The 18,262-nt window shown below is 66.6% G+C and carries 13 protein-coding genes; 5 read left to right on the forward strand and 8 right to left on the reverse strand.

Going from position 1 to position 18,262, the window contains the following annotated elements; genetic code table 11:
- Positions 1–66: 66 nt before the first annotated feature.
- Genes pdeM through CLM73_RS20580 form a run of 4 tightly spaced genes read right to left on the reverse strand, consistent with a single transcriptional unit; the run spans position 67 to position 5,859 of the window.
- On the reverse strand, positions 67–741 hold the full coding sequence (gene pdeM, locus CLM73_RS20565) for a ligase-associated DNA damage response endonuclease PdeM (RefSeq protein ID WP_105240011.1): 675 nt from the start codon (positions 739–741) through the stop codon (positions 67–69).
- Positions 725–3,211 (reverse strand): ligase-associated DNA damage response DEXH box helicase, encoded by a 2,487-nt coding sequence (locus CLM73_RS20570; protein WP_105240012.1) that lies wholly within the window; start codon positions 3,209–3,211, stop codon positions 725–727. The genes pdeM and CLM73_RS20570 overlap by 17 nt, the downstream gene beginning before the upstream one ends.
- Positions 3,208–4,812 carry an ATP-dependent DNA ligase gene (locus CLM73_RS20575; protein WP_105240013.1) on the reverse strand — a complete coding sequence of 535 codons (1,605 nt, stop codon included), beginning with the start codon at positions 4,810–4,812 and terminating at the stop codon, positions 3,208–3,210. The genes CLM73_RS20570 and CLM73_RS20575 overlap by 4 nt, the downstream gene beginning before the upstream one ends.
- 42 nt (positions 4,813–4,854) lie before the next feature.
- Entirely contained in the window at positions 4,855–5,859 is a 1,005-nt protein-coding gene (locus CLM73_RS20580; RefSeq protein WP_105240014.1) for a ligase-associated DNA damage response exonuclease, read from the reverse strand.
- A 289-nt stretch (positions 5,860–6,148) separates the two neighbouring features.
- Here CLM73_RS20580 and CLM73_RS20585 point away from each other — a divergent pair, with 289 nt between their 5' ends.
- The 4 genes from CLM73_RS20585 to CLM73_RS29155 all read left to right on the forward strand — a co-directional run bounded on the left by CLM73_RS20585 (position 6,149) and on the right by CLM73_RS29155 (position 10,997).
- Positions 6,149–7,537 carry a 3-deoxy-D-arabino-heptulosonate 7-phosphate synthase gene (locus CLM73_RS20585; protein ID WP_105240015.1) on the forward strand — a complete coding sequence of 463 codons (1,389 nt, stop codon included), beginning with the start codon at positions 6,149–6,151 and terminating at the stop codon, positions 7,535–7,537.
- Positions 7,538–7,863: 326 nt separating this feature from the next.
- Complete coding sequence (locus CLM73_RS28995) at positions 7,864–8,160, forward strand: hypothetical protein (protein ID WP_158685909.1); 297 nt, start codon at positions 7,864–7,866, stop codon at positions 8,158–8,160.
- Entirely contained in the window at positions 8,153–10,069 is a 1,917-nt protein-coding gene (locus tag CLM73_RS20595) for a hypothetical protein (protein ID WP_105240016.1), read from the forward strand. The genes CLM73_RS28995 and CLM73_RS20595 overlap by 8 nt, the downstream gene beginning before the upstream one ends.
- Position 10,070: 1 nt before the next feature.
- Positions 10,071–10,997, forward strand: a complete 927-nt coding sequence (locus CLM73_RS29155) for a hypothetical protein (protein ID WP_199778178.1) — start codon at positions 10,071–10,073, stop codon at positions 10,995–10,997.
- A 171-nt stretch (positions 10,998–11,168) separates the two neighbouring features.
- On the opposite strand, the gene CLM73_RS20605 is transcribed toward CLM73_RS29155, so the two are convergent.
- The 3 genes from CLM73_RS20605 to CLM73_RS20615 form a co-directional block, all read right to left on the reverse strand.
- Entirely contained in the window at positions 11,169–13,652 is a 2,484-nt protein-coding gene (locus CLM73_RS20605; RefSeq protein WP_105241637.1) for a TonB-dependent siderophore receptor, read from the reverse strand.
- A gap of 90 nt (positions 13,653–13,742) precedes the next feature.
- Positions 13,743–14,681 carry a FecR domain-containing protein gene (locus tag CLM73_RS20610; RefSeq protein ID WP_234015703.1) on the reverse strand — a complete coding sequence of 313 codons (939 nt, stop codon included), beginning with the start codon at positions 14,679–14,681 and terminating at the stop codon, positions 13,743–13,745.
- Positions 14,682–14,692: 11 nt separating this feature from the next.
- Positions 14,693–15,208 carry a sigma-70 family RNA polymerase sigma factor gene (locus tag CLM73_RS20615; RefSeq protein WP_056564011.1) on the reverse strand — a complete coding sequence of 172 codons (516 nt, stop codon included), beginning with the start codon at positions 15,206–15,208 and terminating at the stop codon, positions 14,693–14,695.
- 272 nt (positions 15,209–15,480) lie between these two features.
- Here CLM73_RS20615 and CLM73_RS20620 point away from each other — a divergent pair, with 272 nt between their 5' ends.
- Complete coding sequence (locus CLM73_RS20620; RefSeq protein WP_105240018.1) at positions 15,481–16,500, forward strand: histone deacetylase family protein; 1,020 nt, start codon at positions 15,481–15,483, stop codon at positions 16,498–16,500.
- 34 nt (positions 16,501–16,534) lie between these two features.
- Here CLM73_RS20620 and CLM73_RS20625 read toward each other — a convergent pair whose 3' ends face one another.
- Positions 16,535–18,166, reverse strand: a complete 1,632-nt coding sequence (locus CLM73_RS20625; protein WP_105240019.1) for a sensor domain-containing diguanylate cyclase — start codon at positions 18,164–18,166, stop codon at positions 16,535–16,537.
- Positions 18,167–18,262 lie beyond the last annotated feature (96 nt).

Raw genomic sequence — 18,262 nt, forward strand, 5'->3', positions numbered from 1 at the left:
GGGTCGCGGACGGGATGGGGAGTGCACCCGGGGGAGTGCACACTCACGTAGCAAACGCCGTGCCCGTCACGCCACGTTCGGCGGTGTCCATCCCAAGGGCAGCGCATCGCCCTCCACGCACGCGACCAGCGACGCGCCCTGCCCGCCCTGCACCGCATGCCCGCCGGTGAAATCCGAGAAAGCCGGCAGCACGGTGATCCCCGGACGCAACCAGAATGCCGGCCAACTGCGCGGCACGCCCGCCACACGCGTTTTCGGATGCACGTGGCCAGCGATCACATGCCGCCCCTGCGTGTCCGGCGTCGGCACGTGGCGGAACAGGAACGGGCCATCTGACCACGCCTCGCCAAGCTGGCGCATGCCCAGCGCCGGAGCATCCAGCGCGCGGTCGTGGTTGCCGGCCAGCACCGCCACGTCCACGCCCGGATTCGCCTCGCGCCACGCGATCCACGCATCGCGCCAGGCGGCCTGCGCAGCGGGGCCATGCAGGACGTCGCCGACGATCAGCAATTCGGTGGCGCCCGTCACGGCGATCAGATCCGACAGGCGCCGCAGGTCGTCCATCGTGGCGCCGCGCGGCACGGCGATCCCCGCCTGGCGAAAAACGTGGCTCTTGCCCAGATGCAGGTCCGCAATGACCAGCCGGGACCGCGCCGGCCAGTACAAGGCGCGCGCGCCAAGCAGCACGACGGGCTCGCCTGCCAGCGCCAGCGCAAGCCCGGCCTCAGGCGATGTGTGCATAGCGCTTCTCCAGTTGTTCGGCGGCGCGTTTGACGCGGGCCTGCCAGGTTTCGGTGCTGAGCTGCCCGCGCAAGCTCTCCGTCCACAATGGAAACGACAGCGGCGTCAGCGCGCGCGGCTCGCACAAGGCCAGTTCGCGGCGCTGGCAGTCCTGCAGCGCGGCCAGGAGACGCGGCGCCTCCAGTTGCAGCTCAAAGACTTCCCGTTCGGCCTGCGCCAGCAGCAGATGATCGGGATCGTAACGGCGCAGCACGTCGTAGAGCAGTCCGCTGGAGGCCTGCACCTGCCGCAGCGAGCGCGCCGCCTGCCCGGGCAGCGACGGCGTCAACAACCCCGCGACGCGGGCGATCTCGCGGAACTGGCGGCGCGCCATTTCGCCCAGGTTGACGCCGTCGCGCAGGTCGTCCGTCATGTTGTCGGGGCTGAGCAACGCGCGCAGCAATGCGTCGTCCAGCGCGGCGGGTTCGGCCAGCGTCAGCATCAGGCCGTAATCGTTGACGGTGTAGGAGATGGTGTTGGGCTGCCGCCGGCCCCAGCGCAGCGCGACCATCGCGGCAATGCCTTCGTGCACGGCACGGCCGGCGAATGGAAACAGGAAGAGATGCGAGCCGCGCCGCGTCTTGATGAGTTCGGCGACCAGCCGGCCGTGGTCGGGCAGCGCACTGGCCTGTTCCTGGATGCGCAGCAGCGGCTCGACGGCGCGCATTTCCGCATGCGCACCCGGATGGGAATACAGGCTTTCGACCTCGCTCGCCAATTGCGTGGACAAGGGCATGCGGCCGCCCTGCCACGTCGCCACCGGCCCGTCGCCGCCCTTTGCGCGGCGCACGTAGGCGATCATGCCTTCCAGCCGCACCAGTTCCAGCGTGCGCCCCGCAAACTGGAACCGATCGCCGCGCCGCAAGCGCGCCAGAAACCCTTCCTCGACCGACCCCAGGCTGCCGCCTCGCAGATACTTCACGGCCACGGCCCCGTCCGATGTGATGGTGCCGATGGACAGCCGATGCCGGAACGCGATGCGCCGGTCGTGCACACGGTAGCAGCCGTCCTCGTCGCGCACGACGCGGTGATAGTCCGGATACTTTGCGAGCGCGCGTCCGCCCTGCACGATGAAATCCAGCACGGCCTGCCAGGTCGCGGCGTCGAGCGTGGCGTAGGCATGTGTGCCACGCACCTCTTGGTACAGATCGCCGGCCTCGAAGCCGCCGCCCAGCGCCAGCGTCACGGCGTGCTGCGCCAGCACGTCCAGGCTGCCGATGGGCGGCTGCCGGGATTCGATTTCGCCGCGCGCAATCGCCTGCCGGGCCGCGGCATACTCGATCAGTTCCAGCGCCTGCGCGGGCACGCAGACCACGTTGCCGGACTCGCCGGGCCGGTGCTTGGCGCGGCCGGCGCGTTGCAGCAGGCGCGCGACGCCCTTGGGGCTGCCGATTTGCAGCACCTGATCCACCGCCGGAAAGTCCACGCCCAGATCCAGGCTGGACGTTGCCACCACGCAGCGCACCGTGCCATCGCGCAGCCCTTGCTCGACCGTCGCGCGCAGCTTGGGATCCAGCGATCCATGATGCAGCGCCAGCGTGCGCGGATCCTCCGGCCAGATCGATTCCAACGCGCGATGCCACAGTTCGGCCTGCGCGCGCGTATTCGTAAAGAGCAGCGTGGCGCGCACATCGAAAAGACGCTTGAAGACGCGTTCGAGCTGCGACAGCCCCAGATGGCCGGCCCACGGCAGCGCCCGGCTGCGTTCGGGCAGCAACGTCGAGATCTGGATCTTGCGGGGCTTGGCGCCCGCCACCAGCGCGCTGCCGGGCGCCTGCGGCAGCAGCACTGCGCGGGCTTCCTCCAGGTTGCCGAGCGTGGCGGACAACCCCCACGTGCGCGCAGCCGGCGACAGCTTGCGGACCCGCGCCAGGCATAGTTGCAGCAACACGCCGCGCTTGTTGCCCAGGAGTTCATGCCATTCGTCGACCACGATGCAGCGCAGGGCGCGAAAGCGCAGCGAGGCATCGGCGTAAGACAGCAGCAGCGCCAGCGATTCGGGCGTGATCACCAGCACGTGCGCCTTGCCCTGCCGCGCCAGCCGCTTGTCGCGCGCGCTGGCGTCGCCGGTGCGCAACGCGACCGTCCAGTCGATGCCCAGCTCGCTCGCGGTCTGCGTCAATGCCCGGGTCGTGTCCGCAGCCAGGGCGCGCAGCGGCGTGACCCACAGCACGCGCGGGCCCTCGCCCGTGGCCGTTTTCGCCCGCGTGACTTTGGGTGTGATTTCGGGTGTACCTTCGTGGACAGCCTCCAGCAGCGGACCGCCAAATGCCGCCAGCGTCTTGCCGCTGCCGGTGGGCGTGTGCAACAGGCCCGACTCGCGGTCCAGATAGCGGCGCCACGTCTCGCGTTGAAAATTCGCGGGCTTCCAGCCGCGCGCCGCGAACCACGCAACCAGCGGCGCGTCCCAGCCCCTAGCCGCGCTGCTCATCGCGCCAGCGCCTTCAGCGTGTCGAGCTGGTCGGCCTGATCCGCCGGCTTGTCGTGCCGCCAGCGCAGGATGCGCGGAAAGCGCACGGCGATCCCGGACTTGTGCCGCTTGGAGATGTTCACGCCTTCGAATCCCAGTTCAAAGACCTGCACCGGCTCGACCGAGCGCACCGGGCCGAAGCGCTCGCGCGTGTGCGCGCGCAGCCAGCGGTCCAGCTCCAGGATCTCCTTGTCGTCCAGGCCCGAGTACGCCTTGGCAATGGGCACCAGCGCGTCGCCTTCCCACAGCCCGAAGGTGTAGTCGGTATAGAGCGTGCTGCGGCGGCCGTGGCCGGATTGCGCATACAGCAGCACGGCGTCGATGGTAAGCGGGTCGATCTTCCACTTCCACCAGTCGCCGCGCCGCCGCCCGCTTTGGTACGGCGCGCTGCGACGCTTGAGCATGAAGCCCTCGACGCCACGCTCGCGCGACTCGCCGCGCAGCACGTGGGCCTCCTCCCAGCTTGACGGCGCGACGGCCGGCGACATGCGCAGCCGCGGGTCGGGATGGCGGCGCAGCAGCGCTTCCAGACGCGCGCGCCGCTCGGCCTGCGGCAGTTCGCGCAGATCCGCGCCGTCGAGTTCGAGCAGGTCGTACGCCAGCAACTGCACGGGCGCCTCGGCCAGCCACTTGGGCCCGGGTTTCAGCCGCTGGATGCGGGTTTGCAGCGCCGAGAACGGCATGGGATCCGTGTTGCCGTCCTGCCAGGCCAGCAGCTCGCCGTCGATGACGCAGTCCACGTCCAGCGCGGCGGCCGCCGCTTCCACTTCCGGAAAGCGGCCGTCCAGGCGCTCTTCGCCCCGCGACCAGATGGAAACCTCGCCGCGCCGCCGGATGAGCTGCGCGCGGATGCCGTCCCACTTCCATTCGAGCAGCCACTCGTCGATGGGGCCCAGGACGGCCGGATCGCCTTCCAGCGGCGACGCCAGGAAAAACGGATACGGCTGCTGGCGGTCGCCGGGCAGTTCCTCGGCGCTGAGCAGATCGCGCAAGAACGCCGGGCTGGGCGACCACGCGCCCAGCATGCGCTGCGCGATGCGGGCAATGGGCACGCCCGACATTTCGGCCAGCGCCTGCTGCACCATGCGCTGAGACACGCCGACGCGCAGCGCCCCGGTCAGCAGCTTGTTGAAGACCAGGCGCTCTGCATAGGGCAAGCCCAGCCAGGCCGAGACGACGACCTCGCGCCGCTCGGACTCATCGCGATTCGCGACGGGCAACAGAATTTCTTCGATCCAGTCAGCCAGACCGCGATCCGGCGCGGCCACCTGCGGATCCGGAACAAGCAGCGCCAGGGTTTCCGCCAGATCCCCAACCTGGTCATAACAGGCGTCCAGCAGCCACGGCGCGGTACTGGATGCGTCGGCCGCCCAGGCCCGCAACTCGCCCACGCCCGCGATCTTCTTGCGCGTGCTGGTGATCTTGCCGCCGGCCAGCAGATAAAGCGCCCACACCGCGTCGCGCGGCGGGGCATCGCGGAAGTACGCCACCAGCGCCGCGCGCTTGTCCAAGGTGGCGGTGCTGCGGTCAAGCTCCTGATACAACGCCGCGAATCGCTTCATGCCTGCGTCCGTTCCCCTGTCGATCTTCGTTCGATGACCGCACTAATCGTCCTCGCCATACTGCGTCACCAGCGTCTCCGCGGCGATGCCCGATTCATTCAGTGTGCGCACCAGCGCCTCGGTATCGCCGTGCGTGGCAATGACACGCTTGGCGCCGGTGTCGTGGATGGTGCGCAGCAGGTCCGGCCAATCCGCATGGTCCGACACGACGAAGCCGCGGTCCATGTTGCGGCGCCGCCGGTTGCCGCGCAGCCGCATCCAGCCCGACGCAAACCCGTGCTGTGCCTTGCGAAAGCGCCGCAGCCACGCACTGCCCGCCGCCGACGGCGGCGCCAGGATCAGCTCTCCAGCAAATCCCGTTCCCGAGGCCGCGGAAGGCCCGTCCGCGTCGATGACCAGACGCGTGTCCGCCAGCGGCACGCCGGCCTTGCGATAAACATCCACGCCCGCGGCGATCGCCCCATGCAGGTAGACGGGCCGATCCGCAAAGGGGATCAACTCGGCCAGCACGCGCTGCGCCTTGCCCAAGGCATAGCAATAGAGAATGGCGGCCTCGCCCCGCGCGGCGCAGTGGTCGCGCCATTGCACGATGTCGCGCGCCACGTCCGAGGCGCTGGGCCAGCGGTAGATGGGCAGGCCAAACGTGGCCTCGGTGATGAAGGTGTCGCAGGGCACGACTTCAAACAGGCTGCACGTTGGATCGGGCTGGCGCTTGTAGTCTCCGGACACGACCCAGACCTCGCCCTCGACTTCGATGCGCACCTGCGCGGAGCCCAGCACGTGGCCCGCCGGATGCAGCGACACGCGCGCATTGCCCAGCGTGAAGACTTCGCCGTACGCGTGAACCCGGAAATCCTGGTCTCCCAGCCGCCATTGCAGAATGGGCAAGCCTTCGGCGCTGGTGTGGTAACGCCCCATGCCCGAGCGCGCATGATCGCCATGGCCATGCGTCAGCACGGCGACCTCGACCGGCCGCCACGGATCGATATGAAAGCCGCCGGCTGGGCAATACAGGCCTTCCGGACGCAATTGCACGATGTCGCGCATGGCACCTCCCGATCGGCGCGGCGCGACGATTTCGCGGCCGCATGTCTTTGGTTATACCCCGCGAGGACGCAGGAAAAGTGCTCGGCAAACGCGCCGCTAACATCCGATGAGAAATTAAAAGTTCAGTTGCAGACGGGGAACAACGTAAGCCGGTAGTGTTGAACGGTGGCTTAAAGGAGAGAATATGCGTACCAATCACATCCTCACGATTATTGTCGTGGTCGTCGTCGCTTCGGTCGCCCTGTCGATCGTTCCCTGGTAGCGAGGCCGAGCATGACACGGAATCTTCATGCCCTCTGCTTTGCCGCTTTCCTTGTTGGACCAGACGCTGCGCGCCATCCCGCGCCGCTATCGCGTGGGGCCACTGCCCGCGGCCCGCAGCGGGCTTGAAGATTCCGACCCGGCGACGGCGCTTGCCATCGCCATCGAACAGGCCCGCGTTGCGCTAAGTGCTGGCGCGACGCCGCCCCCGGTTTCCGAACGGCTGTTCGTAGGCGCGCTGTCGCAACTGATTCGGGACGCGCTGCGCGAGCGCGGCGGAGATCCTGCGTTTCAGGCCATGGTGCTGCGGCATCAATCCCCGCTGGTGCGCGAACACGCTTCGCTGTCGGCGCATGCGCAGGCGGACCGGCGCGCGGTGCGTACCGCGGTCGACGCGTTTGCGCATCCAGGCAAGCGCCGTGGGATGCCGGCTGGGCCGCTGGTCGAAGCGCTTGCGTCGTTGCATGCGGCGGCAGCGGCGGAGGACTGGGACGCCTTGACGCGAGGCGCGCAGGCATGTCTTGCCGCGCCGTCGTCAGCGCTTGCGGCGGACCCGGCGATTGCCGGCCCGCTGGACCGGCTGCTCAACGATTCCGCGTTGGCACGTCTGCGGCGGATGGACGCGTTGGCGTCGGATCCGCTGGTTCAGCGCTATCAAACCCTTTGGCAACGGCAAGGTCCCCGGCCCGGCACGCCACAGGCCGCCGCGCAGGGTCTGGACGCGCGCCGCCGCGGCATTGCCGTTGAAGCCCAGGCCGAACAGGCCATTGCCGCGCTAGCTGCGCATCTGGCGTCCATCACGGGCGAGACCTATCGCGTTGCAACGTCAATGCGCGTACCAGCGTCGATACCCGGCAATGCCGACCGCGCCAAGACCGAATGGGACGTTGCGCTGCTGCGCAAGGCTGCTGGCGACGCCGAGGTGCCGGTCTGGGATGTGTGCCTGCTGGTGGAGGCCAAGGCATCCACGGACGCGGCGACGACGGATCTGCCTCGCTTGCTGCGCGGCCTGCGATTGCTTGCGCATGCGGATGCGCAGACCATCTATCCGTTTGAAAGCCACCAAGGGGCGGTGCATCTGCGCGGCGCAGCGTTGGCGGCGCTATCGGCAGACGAGGCTGATCTCGCCAGGACGGTCCTGTACTTTTCCGATGCGCCCGCGGATGCCGCGCCGCGCCTGCTTAATGCCGCGGGCCGCATGCAACTGCTTTCAGCGCATGAAAGCCTGGACTACGCCAGCTTGGTCGCCGCAGGGGACGCGCCCGATGCGTCGGCGCTTGCGCCTGTGTTGCATCAGTTGCTGGTTTCGCCCCGCTGGAGCGCGGTGCTGAATCAGTTCGCGCTGTTGCGGCAGGTGCGGGAACTGATGGTGCATGTGGACGATGTGCATGCTGCGATTACGCGAATTAACGCCTGACCGCGTGAGCGTTCTACAGCCCCGCCCACGTATATAACGGCGCGGCGGTGGGAGTTCCGTCCCATTCCGATAACAATAAGACTCATCTGATATTCAAAGCGTTTTGCGTGTGCCGTAATGGCGCCGCAGACTGTGCATTCACCGGTGGTGGAAAGGTCTGTCGTCGTGGGAGCACGCCATTCCTATCCAATCCGATCTGCGCTTCACATTTTCCAAGGGTGACGAGTCCTTCGACGGCGTCGAAATCACGTTACAGAAAGGTCTGTCCGAGACCTTTCTACTGGATGTGGAGCTAGCCAGCGCCAACGCTGCCGTCGACTTCGGCAATGTTCTGGACCGCGCCGCGCTGTTCACGATCTGGCACGGCGACAAGCCCGTGCGCTACGTGCGCGGCGCCCCAAACCAGCGACACCATCCGCGGCCTCGACCGGCTCCAACCGCAGAACTTCCATGGAAGCCTTCTGCTCGGGCTGATCTACGGTCAGTCGTTCTCCAACAACCTGTTCCTCATCCGCCTCGTGCAGATGCTCGATGCCGCCAGCCAGCCACATGACTCTCAGCACGAGTTGAAAGGATTTTTGCGCTCGCACCGTAAAGCCCTGATGGAGAAGGTCATTGAGTAACGATGCCGTAGCGGCAAGCTACAACAAGCTGGCGCAGGATGCGGCCGACGGAACCTTGCCAGCCCCCCAGAAGATCTGCACCGAATGCGCCATGCCGGGCCCGATCTTTTCCCTGAACCCGGATGGCGGTCCGCGCAATGCAGACCTTTATCTGGGCATCACTTCGCAGGGAACCGCCGCAACGTACCGGTGGTTCATGGACAACCCATGGGTCCCGAACAAGGAACGCAACTTCCGGGACACCTTCCTGCTTCAGGTGCTGCACGCATTCGGCGCGGCATACGGCGACGCCCGCCTGGCGGAGTTCAGCGCGTTTCTATCGGTGCAGGAATGCGAAATCATCTGCCTGGACGATGAGATAGCAGATGACGTGCTGTCGCCCGCCGTGCTCGACGAATTCGGCCGGCGGACGGGCGACGGCCTCGGGTTTCAGGTTCAGCGCAACTTCGTGTTCGCTGGCGGCAAGCTCTACTACCTGACCTTCACCACCGTCACGTGGCAACCTGCCGACCACACCGAGTACATCGATGAAGATGGCCGGATCAGTCACCGCATGCCGTTCACGTGGAACATCCCAAAGGGCTTTTATCCCATTGACCGGGCGGTCAGGGATCTGGCCGACGGCTTTGAGCGCGCCAAGGCGAAGGTCCACATCTGGGAGGCCATCAAGGGCTTCTTTGAAGTCGCCACCGCATTGCTGGCATTCGTGCCTGTCGCCGGCCAGCTCGCGCTGGGCGTGCGCGGGGCCGCGGCGGGCGTGCGCTATCTCTTCGTGGCCATTGATCGTGCGCTGGCGCTCGATGCGATGGTGGATGGCACAAGCCGGATGATCACCGGAGAAGGATTGAGCATCGGCGAGAAATTCTTCGAATCGCTGGCCGCGCTGTCCGACCCTAAAACCGCCGAAGAGCGCGGCAAACAGGTCTTCATGAGCATCAACCTGGCGATGCTCACGCCGTCAGTCTTCGGAACCGCCCGCTGGATGATGCGCCAGGTCGGAAACAAGGCGGTAAAGCTGGACACCAGGATGCTGAGCGAGGAAGAGCTCAGGCGGCTGGGCCAGCATAAGCATGGCGAAGCGACGGTGCTGGAAACGGTCGTCGACACCCGCGAGCGTGTCCCGGGTGGGGGCAGCATGCGGGTAGTCGAAACCTATTCCCCGGATACCAATAAATCCAGGTTGAACGTTGATGCGAAGTCGGGTCCGGGTGATTTTTCCATCATCGTCAATCGCGTTCGAGAGCGGGTCGCACTGCGTGCGGTGATGATCGATACCGCGCGTAAGGGTAGAGGTCTTCGGAACGTGGTGGGCGATGCGGGCGAGGAGATCTTCGCGGCGGGGATGGTGCGCCACTGGGGCGTAAAGCCGGAAAACATCCTGGGCTACAACCTGAAGAATGATGGCCCCAGCATGTTTGGCCTGAAGAACAGGAGCGGCCACGGACTTGACATGCTGGTCTGGGTGCCGCCTCCACCGGAAATGCAGATCCGCGTGCCGAAGGCCGAGGCGCGGGATCACATTGAAGGACTGCGGGGTCCGTCTGAGTACAAGACGTTGGCGTTTTCGGAAGAGACGTTGATCGTGGTGGAAATCAAAACGACGTTGGGGAAAAGTAGGACGACGGAGCTTTCCAAGGAGACGCAAAGGTTGGGTGGGGAATACAACACTGAACAGGTGACGAAATTGGCTCGGGGAGGAGGACCATATTGGAAGCGCGAAAGGGTGTTGGAGCTGGACCCTTTCGTTATGGAAAAGGCCGACATTATTGAGAACGCTGTGACACGGGGAAAAATCCAGTACATGCACGCTCAGGTGTTTCTCGATGCTAATGGAAAGATCAACACCCTGGTAGGCAAAGGGGTCGGCCAGGGATCTGGTATTCAGCTCAACGATTGGCCTGGAATGTGACATGGAACAAAAGAGAACGAAATCCCGACTGGAAAAGACTTTGCCCAAAGTTGAAGAATGGGCGAAAGACATGTGGCCGCCGAGTGAGCGCTTGAACCGCTATTTGTCCGGCGAGAGCGACGAGCCAGGCTTGGCGGCAATAGATCTGTACAAGTACGGAATGCAGATGTGCGCCCAGGGACTTCTGGATGCCAAAAGGGGGCAACTCAACGATGCCATTCTTCACATGGCATCTGGCTTCAGGAGAAGAGCCATTTCAGAAGCGATAAGTATGGAACGATTAAAGGGAATTTCGCGCGTCGCCATCGGCGACCTGGACGGCCATACCGACCTGATGTTCGGCACCATCGCGTTAGGGTACCCCGACGTCGCCAAAAGTCTGTACCTGACGACACTTGCCGGGCTGGAAGGCGGCTATGGCGTGCGCAGTGGTCATGATTTGCCTATCGGCACCACCCTGCGCTACGCCGGCTTCGGCCTGACCATCATCAGCAATTGGCTAGGCCAACCCCTGGACCTGGACAAGCACGCCCTCCCTCGCGATCCGGCCTGGGCCCCATTGGTATCCCAATGGCGCGAACCAGACCTCGACAAGTTCCTGCCCGCACTCCTCTCCGCCTGCGACGTCCACGTGGACCGCATCGCCATCACCTATCGCGAGCACGAAACCAACGCCAAAGAGTTCGAGTTCAGCACGCCGCTCCTGGCCGTACACCCTACGGAAATCCTTGCCGTTCTACGCTTGCGTGATCTGCTCGGCCTGCCCAATCCGGCGCATATCGACCATCCGCTAATGAAGACGCCCTACGCGCAAATCACCTGCACACCGGCGTTCCTCGCCTCGCTTGGCCAACGCGACGAGCTGCTGGAGCGCTTTCTCGACACCGTGCGCCGCCGTGATCCGGCCGTATTGCCAGTGGGGCTTTGACCGCGCCCCTACATTGACGAAACGTTAAGCGTGGGATCGGACCCCGCCACCTTTGCCCGATTCAACGTGTCCGAGGGCGAAAAGTGGCAGGGCATCGTCAAAGCGGCGTAGATCACGCCGCAATAGTGGAAATCCGCATCCGCGGACGAGGCCGGCCGCGCCCGCGGATTGTCACCACGCGTACTTCAGGGTAGCGAGCACCAGGCGACCCGCGCCATAGGTGCACGCCGTGGCGGTGACGCAGGTGCCCACGTAGGTTCGGTCAAACAGGTTGCTGGCGTTCAGGTCCAGCGTCAGTCCGCGCATGGCGGGCTGCAGTTGGCCGAAATCGTAGGACAGGGCCGCATCGAACAGCGTGACCGCCGGAATCCGCAAGGTGTTGGCCGGGTCGCCCCAATCGGCGCCGACGTAGCGCACGCCCGCCCCCAGCCCCAGGCCTTGCAGCGGGCCGCCCTGCACCTTGTAGCCCAGCCACGCGGCCGCCTGATGGGCCGGCGCGTAGTATTGCTTCTTGCCCTGGCGCGACTCCGGCACACCGTTGACGATATCGACGTTGGCGCTTCGCGTGACCACGGCATCGACATAGGCGTACGACGCGATCAGATCCCACCCCCGCGCCAGATTCGCCTTGCCTTCCAGCTCGATGCCGCGTGCGCGGATCTGGCCGGTCTGCGTCTGAAAGCCCGGCGGCCGTCCGGGCGTCGTGTCGCTGGTCAGCACGTTGTCCTGCGTGAGCTGATATGCCGACAGCGTGACCAGGCTGTCGCTGCCGGGCGGCTGGTATTTCAGGCCGGCTTCGATTTGCCGGCCTTCGGCGGGCCGGAAGGGATTCGAATTGAAGTCCGTTCCCCCCGTTGGCGCGAAGGACGTGGAATACGCCACGTACGGCGCGAGACCGTTCGCCATCAGGTAGGTCAGTCCGGCGCGGCCCGTAAAGGCGGAATCGTCCTGCGTTGTCTTGGCCGATGTCAATTGGTTGCGCGTCGTGCTGCGCGCCATGTCGTAGCGCCCGCCCAGCGTCAGCAGCCAGCCGCCATAGGAAATCTGGTCCTGCAGGTAGACGCCCGTCTGCTCGGTGTCTTGCCGCGTATCGATGCGCGGGATCAGATCCCGCAGCCCCGGGCGCGGCTTGCCATAGACGGGATCGAAGAGATCCAGCGCGGGCACCCCGGCAATGACGTTGGCGAATTTGTAGGTGTCGCGCATGTCGAGATAGTCGAGGCCCATCAGGAATTCGTGTCCGACGGCGCCCGTGCGGAACCGCGCGATGGCCTGGGTGTCGACGTTAAGCGTCGCGCCGGTGCCCTGACCGCGCGTCATGGTGCGCGACCACGTCCGCATGTCCACGGGACTGAGCAGATAGCCGACCGCGGTGCGGGCCTCGCCGCGCATGTGGCTGTAGCGCAGTTGCTGTTTGACGGTCCATGTGTCGTTGAACGCATGCGTGAACAGATAGCCCGCCGAATACTGCTCGCGGTCATAGCGATCCCACCCGGGTTCGCCGGGAAAGCGGTCGCGGGGGATACGGCCATTGGGATTGCTATAGAGCGTTCCCGCGGCGGGCAAGTTGCCGTACAGCGGCACCTGCCGGTCCTCCTGATAGAACCCCAAGAGGCTCAGCGACGTGGCCGCGCTGGGGCGCCATGTCAGCGCCGGCGCCACGAAAATGCGATCGTCCTTGGTGTAGTGCGAGGACTGCGCGGCGTCGCGGGCCAGCGCCACCAGGCGGTAGCTCCACACGCCGGCCTCATCGACCGGGCCGCTCAGGTCCATCGCGGCCTGCGCACGGCCGTAGCTGCCGGTCTGCAGCGCGATCTCGCGCTGCGGCGTGGCGGTGGGCAGCTTGCTCACCATGTTGATCAGGCCACCGGGATTGTTCTGGCCATACAGCACCGACGACGGCCCCTTGAGCACCTCGATCCGTTCCAGGCCATAGGGCTCGATCTGCAGCATGCCGAAGCTGTAGGCGCCGAAGGGCAGGCGCGCGCCGTCCAGGTTGTTGCGCGCCCCGAAGCCGCCGCGCAGATAGATGTTGTCGTAGCGCAGATCCGTGCTGCCGCCCGGCGCGTAGACGCCTGGCGTGTAGGCCAGCGCCTCGACGATGCTGCGTGCGCCGCGCGAGGCGATCTCGTCCCGCGTGACGACGTTGACCGTCTGCGGGATTTCGATGATCGGCGTGTCGGTCTTGGTGCCGGTGGCGCTGCGCAGCGCCACGATGCCCGTCACCGGTCCGTAGGCGGATTCATTCACGCCTTCCACCCGCACGGCGGGCAGCAAGGCCGTGGGTGCCGCCGGCACCAGCCGAAGCGTGTAGACGTTGGCCGCGTCGCGACGTGCCGCCAGATTCGTGCCGGCCAGAAGACGAGTCAGGCCCTCCTCCACCGGCCACGATCCTTGCAGGCCCGCCGTCGCGCGGCCTTCGGCCAGGGCAGGATCAAACGACAGGTTGATGCGCGCCGCACCGGCAAAGGCCGTGAGCGCGGGCCCGAGCGGACCGGCCGGAATGTTGAAGCGCGTGGATGCCGCCGCGGACGAAGCCGCCGCGCCGGATTGCGCATACGCCTGCGGCACGGCCACGGCCAACACCGCGCATAGCGCGCCTGCGGCGGTGCGGCGCTGCGGCCAAGCCGCGGAGGGAGTGAATCTTGAAGACATGCTGATCCCGACAGAGTCCAAGCGAAGGTGCTTTATGAACATGTCGGACGAGCGCAAAAAAGGTGACAACGTGCCGCACCGCGCCGCGTCTCAAGCGGGTACGACGCTGACCCAGTACCGGGTCCGGGTCACCACGCGCACGGGCAGGCTGCGCGCCACGGCGAGCAGGGCGGCGTCAGTATCGTCCGTCTGAAATCCGCCGGATATCCGCAGATCGGCCACGGCGGGATCACAGCGCAGCACGCCGGGGCGATATCGGCCCAGCTCCTGCAGGAAATCACCGAGCCGCTGGTTGTCCGCGTACAGCACGCCGTCCAGCCAGGCTGCGGGGGAATGCAGACTGGCTGCCGGGGCCTGCACCGCCGCCGCGGAGAAATCCACGCGCTGACCGGGTTCCAGCACGAGGCCTGCCGTGCCTGCGCGCGGTTGCACCCGGACCCGGCCTTCGATGACCGCCACGCGGGTGCGCGCGTCCATCTGCCTGACCGAAAAGTACGTGCCCAGCGCCTGCGCGCTGCCCTCGGCGGTGCGCACCCGGAGTGGCCGGGGATCGGCAGCGCCCGAGTGGGCCGAGCGCAGCAGGATTTCCCCTTCGCGCAGCCATACCAGGCGCTGCGCGGCATCGTAGGCCAGGTCCACCGCGCTGGCGGTATTGAGTACCAGGATGGCGCCGTCGGGCAATTCGATCCGGCGGCGTTCACCGCTGCGCGTGGCGTAGTCGGCCGTCCATTGCGCCGGAGCCGCGCGCCACGCCAGCCAACCGGCGGGCGCCGCCACGATCAGGCCGGCCAGCGCCTTCAGTCCCGCCCGCCGCGAGGCCGTGGCGTGCACGGTGGCGCGGCCCAGGCCGGGGGGCAGGCCGCCCAGTTTGGCCAGCACCGCCTGCGCCCGCGTCCACGCGCGGTCGTGCTCGTCGCTGCGCTGGCGCCAGCGTTCGCACGCCAGGCGGTCGGATTCGGAGAAATGTCCGGAATGCAGGCGCACCAGCCAATCGGCAGCCTCGCCGGCAATCCGCGGGTCGATCGGCATGCCCGCGCCGGTCATGCGTCCGCCAGGATGCAATGCGTGAACGCCTCGGCCATGTAGCGTTTGACCGTGCGGACGCTGACGCGCATTTCGGTGGCGATCTGCTCGTACGTCAGGCCATCCAGTTGAGACAGCAGAAAGGCCGCCCGCACCTTGTCGGGCAGCGCGGCGAGCAAGGCGTCCACCTCGCGCAGCGTCTGCAGCACGGCGAGCCGCTGTTCCTCGGAAGGCGCGTGCCGCGCAGGCATCGCGGCCAGGACCTCAAGATAGGCCTGTTCCAGGGCCAGCCGCCGATACAGATCCACCATCAGCCGCTTGGCGATGGTGGTCAGATAGGCGCGCGGCTCCTGAAGATCCGGCAGGGCCCGGCGACGATACGCGCCGAGCAGTCCGACAAAGGTGTCCTGCGCCAGATCCGCCGCATCCGCGCTGTTGCCCAGCCGGCGCCGCAGCCAGCCGAACAGCCAACCGTGATGCGCGTCGTATAGCCGCTGCACGGCAATGGCGGGAGAGGGATCGGGGGTCGGCATGGATCGGCGCCAGGCAAATTAGCTAAATAGGAAGCAGTCGCAATTATCCAGATTAAGCGGGGGCGTGACAACGGCGATTGCCGCGCGGGAATGCCAGTCATTCGCTGGGGTGATCCGCTGGGGTGATCTGCGGGGTCATTCGCCGAGCTATCCCCGAGCCATTCCCCGGGTTTCCCCTCATAAGCAGCGCCCTCCCCCTGGATAAGAATTCAGGGTTGCTGATCCGCGGCCGCCGCGTGTGTGGCGTGCCAACCAACCCCGAGGTCCCAGGCATGAAGGCGTTCTTCCACGACGATCAAAAGCTTCACCATCCGCAGACCTACTTTTCGCGCGGCAAGATGCGCACGCCGCAGGAGGTGCCGTCGCGGCTGGACGGCCTGGTGCAGGCGGCGCGCAAGCTGGGATTCGACGTCCAGGCGCCCGCCGACCACGGCGCTGGCGCGATCGCGGCGGTGCACAGTCTGGATTACCTGCGCTTTCTGCAGGACGCGCACGAAGACTGGATGAAGTTGCCCGGGGACTGGGGCGGCGAGGTGGTGTCGAACGTCTTTGTACGTGAACCGAATGCGCTTCGCGGCGTGCTGGCCAAGGCCGGACGTTACCTGGCCGACGGCAGTTGCCCGGTCGGCCCGAAGACGTGGCATTCCGCTTATTGGTCGGCGCAATGCGCCATCGCGGGCGCCGATGCCCTGATGGCCGGCGACCGCAGCGCCTACGCGATCTGCCGCCCGCCCGGCCACCATGCACGGCGCGACGCCGCGGGCGGCTTCTGCTATCTGAACAACGCCGCCATCGCCGCAGAACGGCTGACGTCCCGGTTTCCGCGCGTGGCCATCCTGGACACCGACATGCATCACGGCCAGGGGATCCAGGAGATCTTCTACGAACGCAGCGACGTGCTGTACGTGTCCATCCACGGCGATCCCGAAAACTTCTATCCAGTGGTCGCAGGCTTTGAAGACGAGCGCGGCGCGGGCGCGGGCCATGGCTACAACATCAACCTGCCCATGCCGCACGGCTCACCCGAATCCGTGTTCTTCGACCGGCTGGCGCAGGCGCGCCGCGCAATCACGTTGTTCCAGCCCGACGCGCTGGTGCTGTCGCTGGGCTTCGATATCTTCGAAAAGGATCCGCAGGCGATGGTCAGCGTGTCCGAAGACGGCTTCGAGCGGTTGGGCCGCGAGGTCGGCGGGCTGAATCTGCCGACGCTGATCGTGCAGGAAGGCGGGTATTACATCGAAGGTTTGGAGTCCAACGCGAAGCGGTTTTTTTCGGGGTTGGCGGGCGCCTGATCCGCCGGCGGGGCAAGCGGGCCGCCGGGCGTTTTTACGCGTCAGCCGCCGCATCCCACATCGTCACCCTGTCCCGCCCCGCCTGCTTGGACTGGTACAGCGCCTGATCGGCGCATTTGATGACTGCCTGCGGCGATGCGCCATCGCGCGGCCACAGCGCCACGCCCACGGACACGGTCACCGGGCGCACGCCGTCGGGCATCGGGCGCGCCGCCACGGCCGCCCGGATCCGCTCGGCCGCCTGCGCAGCAGTCTGTGCGGCGGTCCGTGCCGCAACCCGCGCGTCATCTTGCGCACCGGGCTGCGCGTCGTCCTGCGCGCCGGGCTGCGGCAAGATCATCACGAATTCCTCACCGCCAATGCGAAAGGCCTGATCCCCGGCGCGCACGTTCTCCTGCAGCGTCCGCGCCAGGACGACCAGGACTTTGTCGCCCGTCGGATGGCCATACACATCATTGATCTGCTTGAAGTGGTCCAGATCAAGCGCGATGACCGCAAACGGCGACGCAGCGGCGACAAGCTCGTCGATCCGCGCGCGCAAGGCGCGGCGGTTCATCAGCCCGGTCATCGGATCGGTCAGCGATTCCGTGTTCAGCCGGCCGACCTCGTCCCGATGGCGCGCTTGCGCGGCCGCCAGCGCCTGCCGCAGCTTTTCGGCCTCGAAGTACCAGGTCTTGAGCGTGGTGGCGCGCAAGGCCGCCGGACCGACCGGCTCGTCGCTGGCGAAGGCATCCGCCAGTCGTGCGAGCGGCCGCGCGATCGCGTAAGCGCACGCGCAGACGAGCAACAAGGTCAGCGCCACGGCCGGAAGGGCAAACTGAAGCGACGCGCCCAACAGGTCCTTGAGCGGCGACAGCGCGCGCTCGAGCGGACGCTGCACCACGACCGCCCAATTGCCCTTGACCAGCGGCGCGTATCCCGCAATAACCTGCGCGCCGGAAGCGTCCGTCACCTGCTCGACGCCCGGACCCGTTGCTGGCGACAGGCGCGCCTGGACCGCGCTCGCGATATCTGCGTCCACCCCGTGGCGGTACAGCATCTGGCCCGCGCCGTTGACCAGGTACACGGACGTGCCGTCCGCATACGCATGTTGGCCAACCAGCCGGTCCAAGCCGCCGCCATGCTCCAGCACAACGATGGCAGCGAGATACCCGGAGACCGCGTTCTGCGGGCCACGCACAGGCTCCACCAGTGTCAGCGTGGCAAAGCGAGCGCCCGGCAGGCAGCACGGCCGCGCCCATTGCCCCGCGCGCAGTTCGCGTACGCCCAGTTCGTCAAGTTGCTTGATGGCGGCCAGCGGCGGCGGACCGCCCTCGGATCGGCTGGTGATCCGGCCGCCGGGGTCGGCAAGCAGCACAGCTGTCACGCCCTCGATCGTGCCGGCCAGATCTGACAGTTCGCCCTGCAGCGCGCCGGGCACATCTGCCAGCCGTGGAATGCGGTTCGCGCCCGCGGTGAGCTGCCGGTCGCCCGTCTGGATATACAGGTTGATGATGTCGGCCAGCTTCTGCGCATAGGCCAGATTGGAGTCGAGCGTGTTCTTGACGACCTGTGTCTTTTGCGCCTGGTAGCCCGCGTACATGGCATTGAAAAAGCCGACCGCCACGCTGAGCACTGCCAGCGAAATCAGCACGGTCAACAAGCGCACCCTGCGTTCTCTTGCCATGTTGCTCCTGAAGGGAGACCCCAGCGCGATTCGCCCGGACTCGGCGCGATGGCCGAATGCGCATCATCGGGCACGGCTGCGCAGCCACGGGCGCCG

The organism is Achromobacter spanius (assembly GCF_002966795.1).
Taxonomy (GTDB): domain Bacteria; phylum Pseudomonadota; class Gammaproteobacteria; order Burkholderiales; family Burkholderiaceae_B; genus Achromobacter; species Achromobacter spanius_D.

Coding starts and splice junctions, on each gene's coding strand:
- pdeM (WP_105240011.1), bottom strand. CDS start 741: ATGCACACATCGCCTGAGGCCGGGCTTGCGCTGGCGCTGGCAGGCGAG.
- CLM73_RS20570 (WP_105240012.1), bottom strand. CDS start 3,211: ATGAGCAGCGCGGCTAGGGGCTGGGACGCGCCGCTGGTTGCGTGGTTC.
- CLM73_RS20575 (WP_105240013.1), bottom strand. CDS start 4,812: ATGAAGCGATTCGCGGCGTTGTATCAGGAGCTTGACCGCAGCACCGCC.
- CLM73_RS20580 (WP_105240014.1), bottom strand. CDS start 5,859: ATGCGCGACATCGTGCAATTGCGTCCGGAAGGCCTGTATTGCCCAGCC.
- CLM73_RS20585 (WP_105240015.1), top strand. CDS start 6,149: ATGCCCTCTGCTTTGCCGCTTTCCTTGTTGGACCAGACGCTGCGCGCC.
- CLM73_RS28995 (WP_158685909.1), top strand. CDS start 7,864: ATGTTCTGGACCGCGCCGCGCTGTTCACGATCTGGCACGGCGACAAGC.
- CLM73_RS29155 (WP_199778178.1), top strand. CDS start 10,071: ATGGAACAAAAGAGAACGAAATCCCGACTGGAAAAGACTTTGCCCAAA.
- CLM73_RS20605 (WP_105241637.1), bottom strand. CDS start 13,652: ATGTCTTCAAGATTCACTCCCTCCGCGGCTTGGCCGCAGCGCCGCACC.
- CLM73_RS20610 (WP_234015703.1), bottom strand. CDS start 14,681: ATGCCGATCGACCCGCGGATTGCCGGCGAGGCTGCCGATTGGCTGGTG.
- CLM73_RS20615 (WP_056564011.1), bottom strand. CDS start 15,208: ATGCCGACCCCCGATCCCTCTCCCGCCATTGCCGTGCAGCGGCTATAC.
- CLM73_RS20620 (WP_105240018.1), top strand. CDS start 15,481: ATGAAGGCGTTCTTCCACGACGATCAAAAGCTTCACCATCCGCAGACC.
- CLM73_RS20625 (WP_105240019.1), bottom strand. CDS start 18,166: ATGGCAAGAGAACGCAGGGTGCGCTTGTTGACCGTGCTGATTTCGCTG.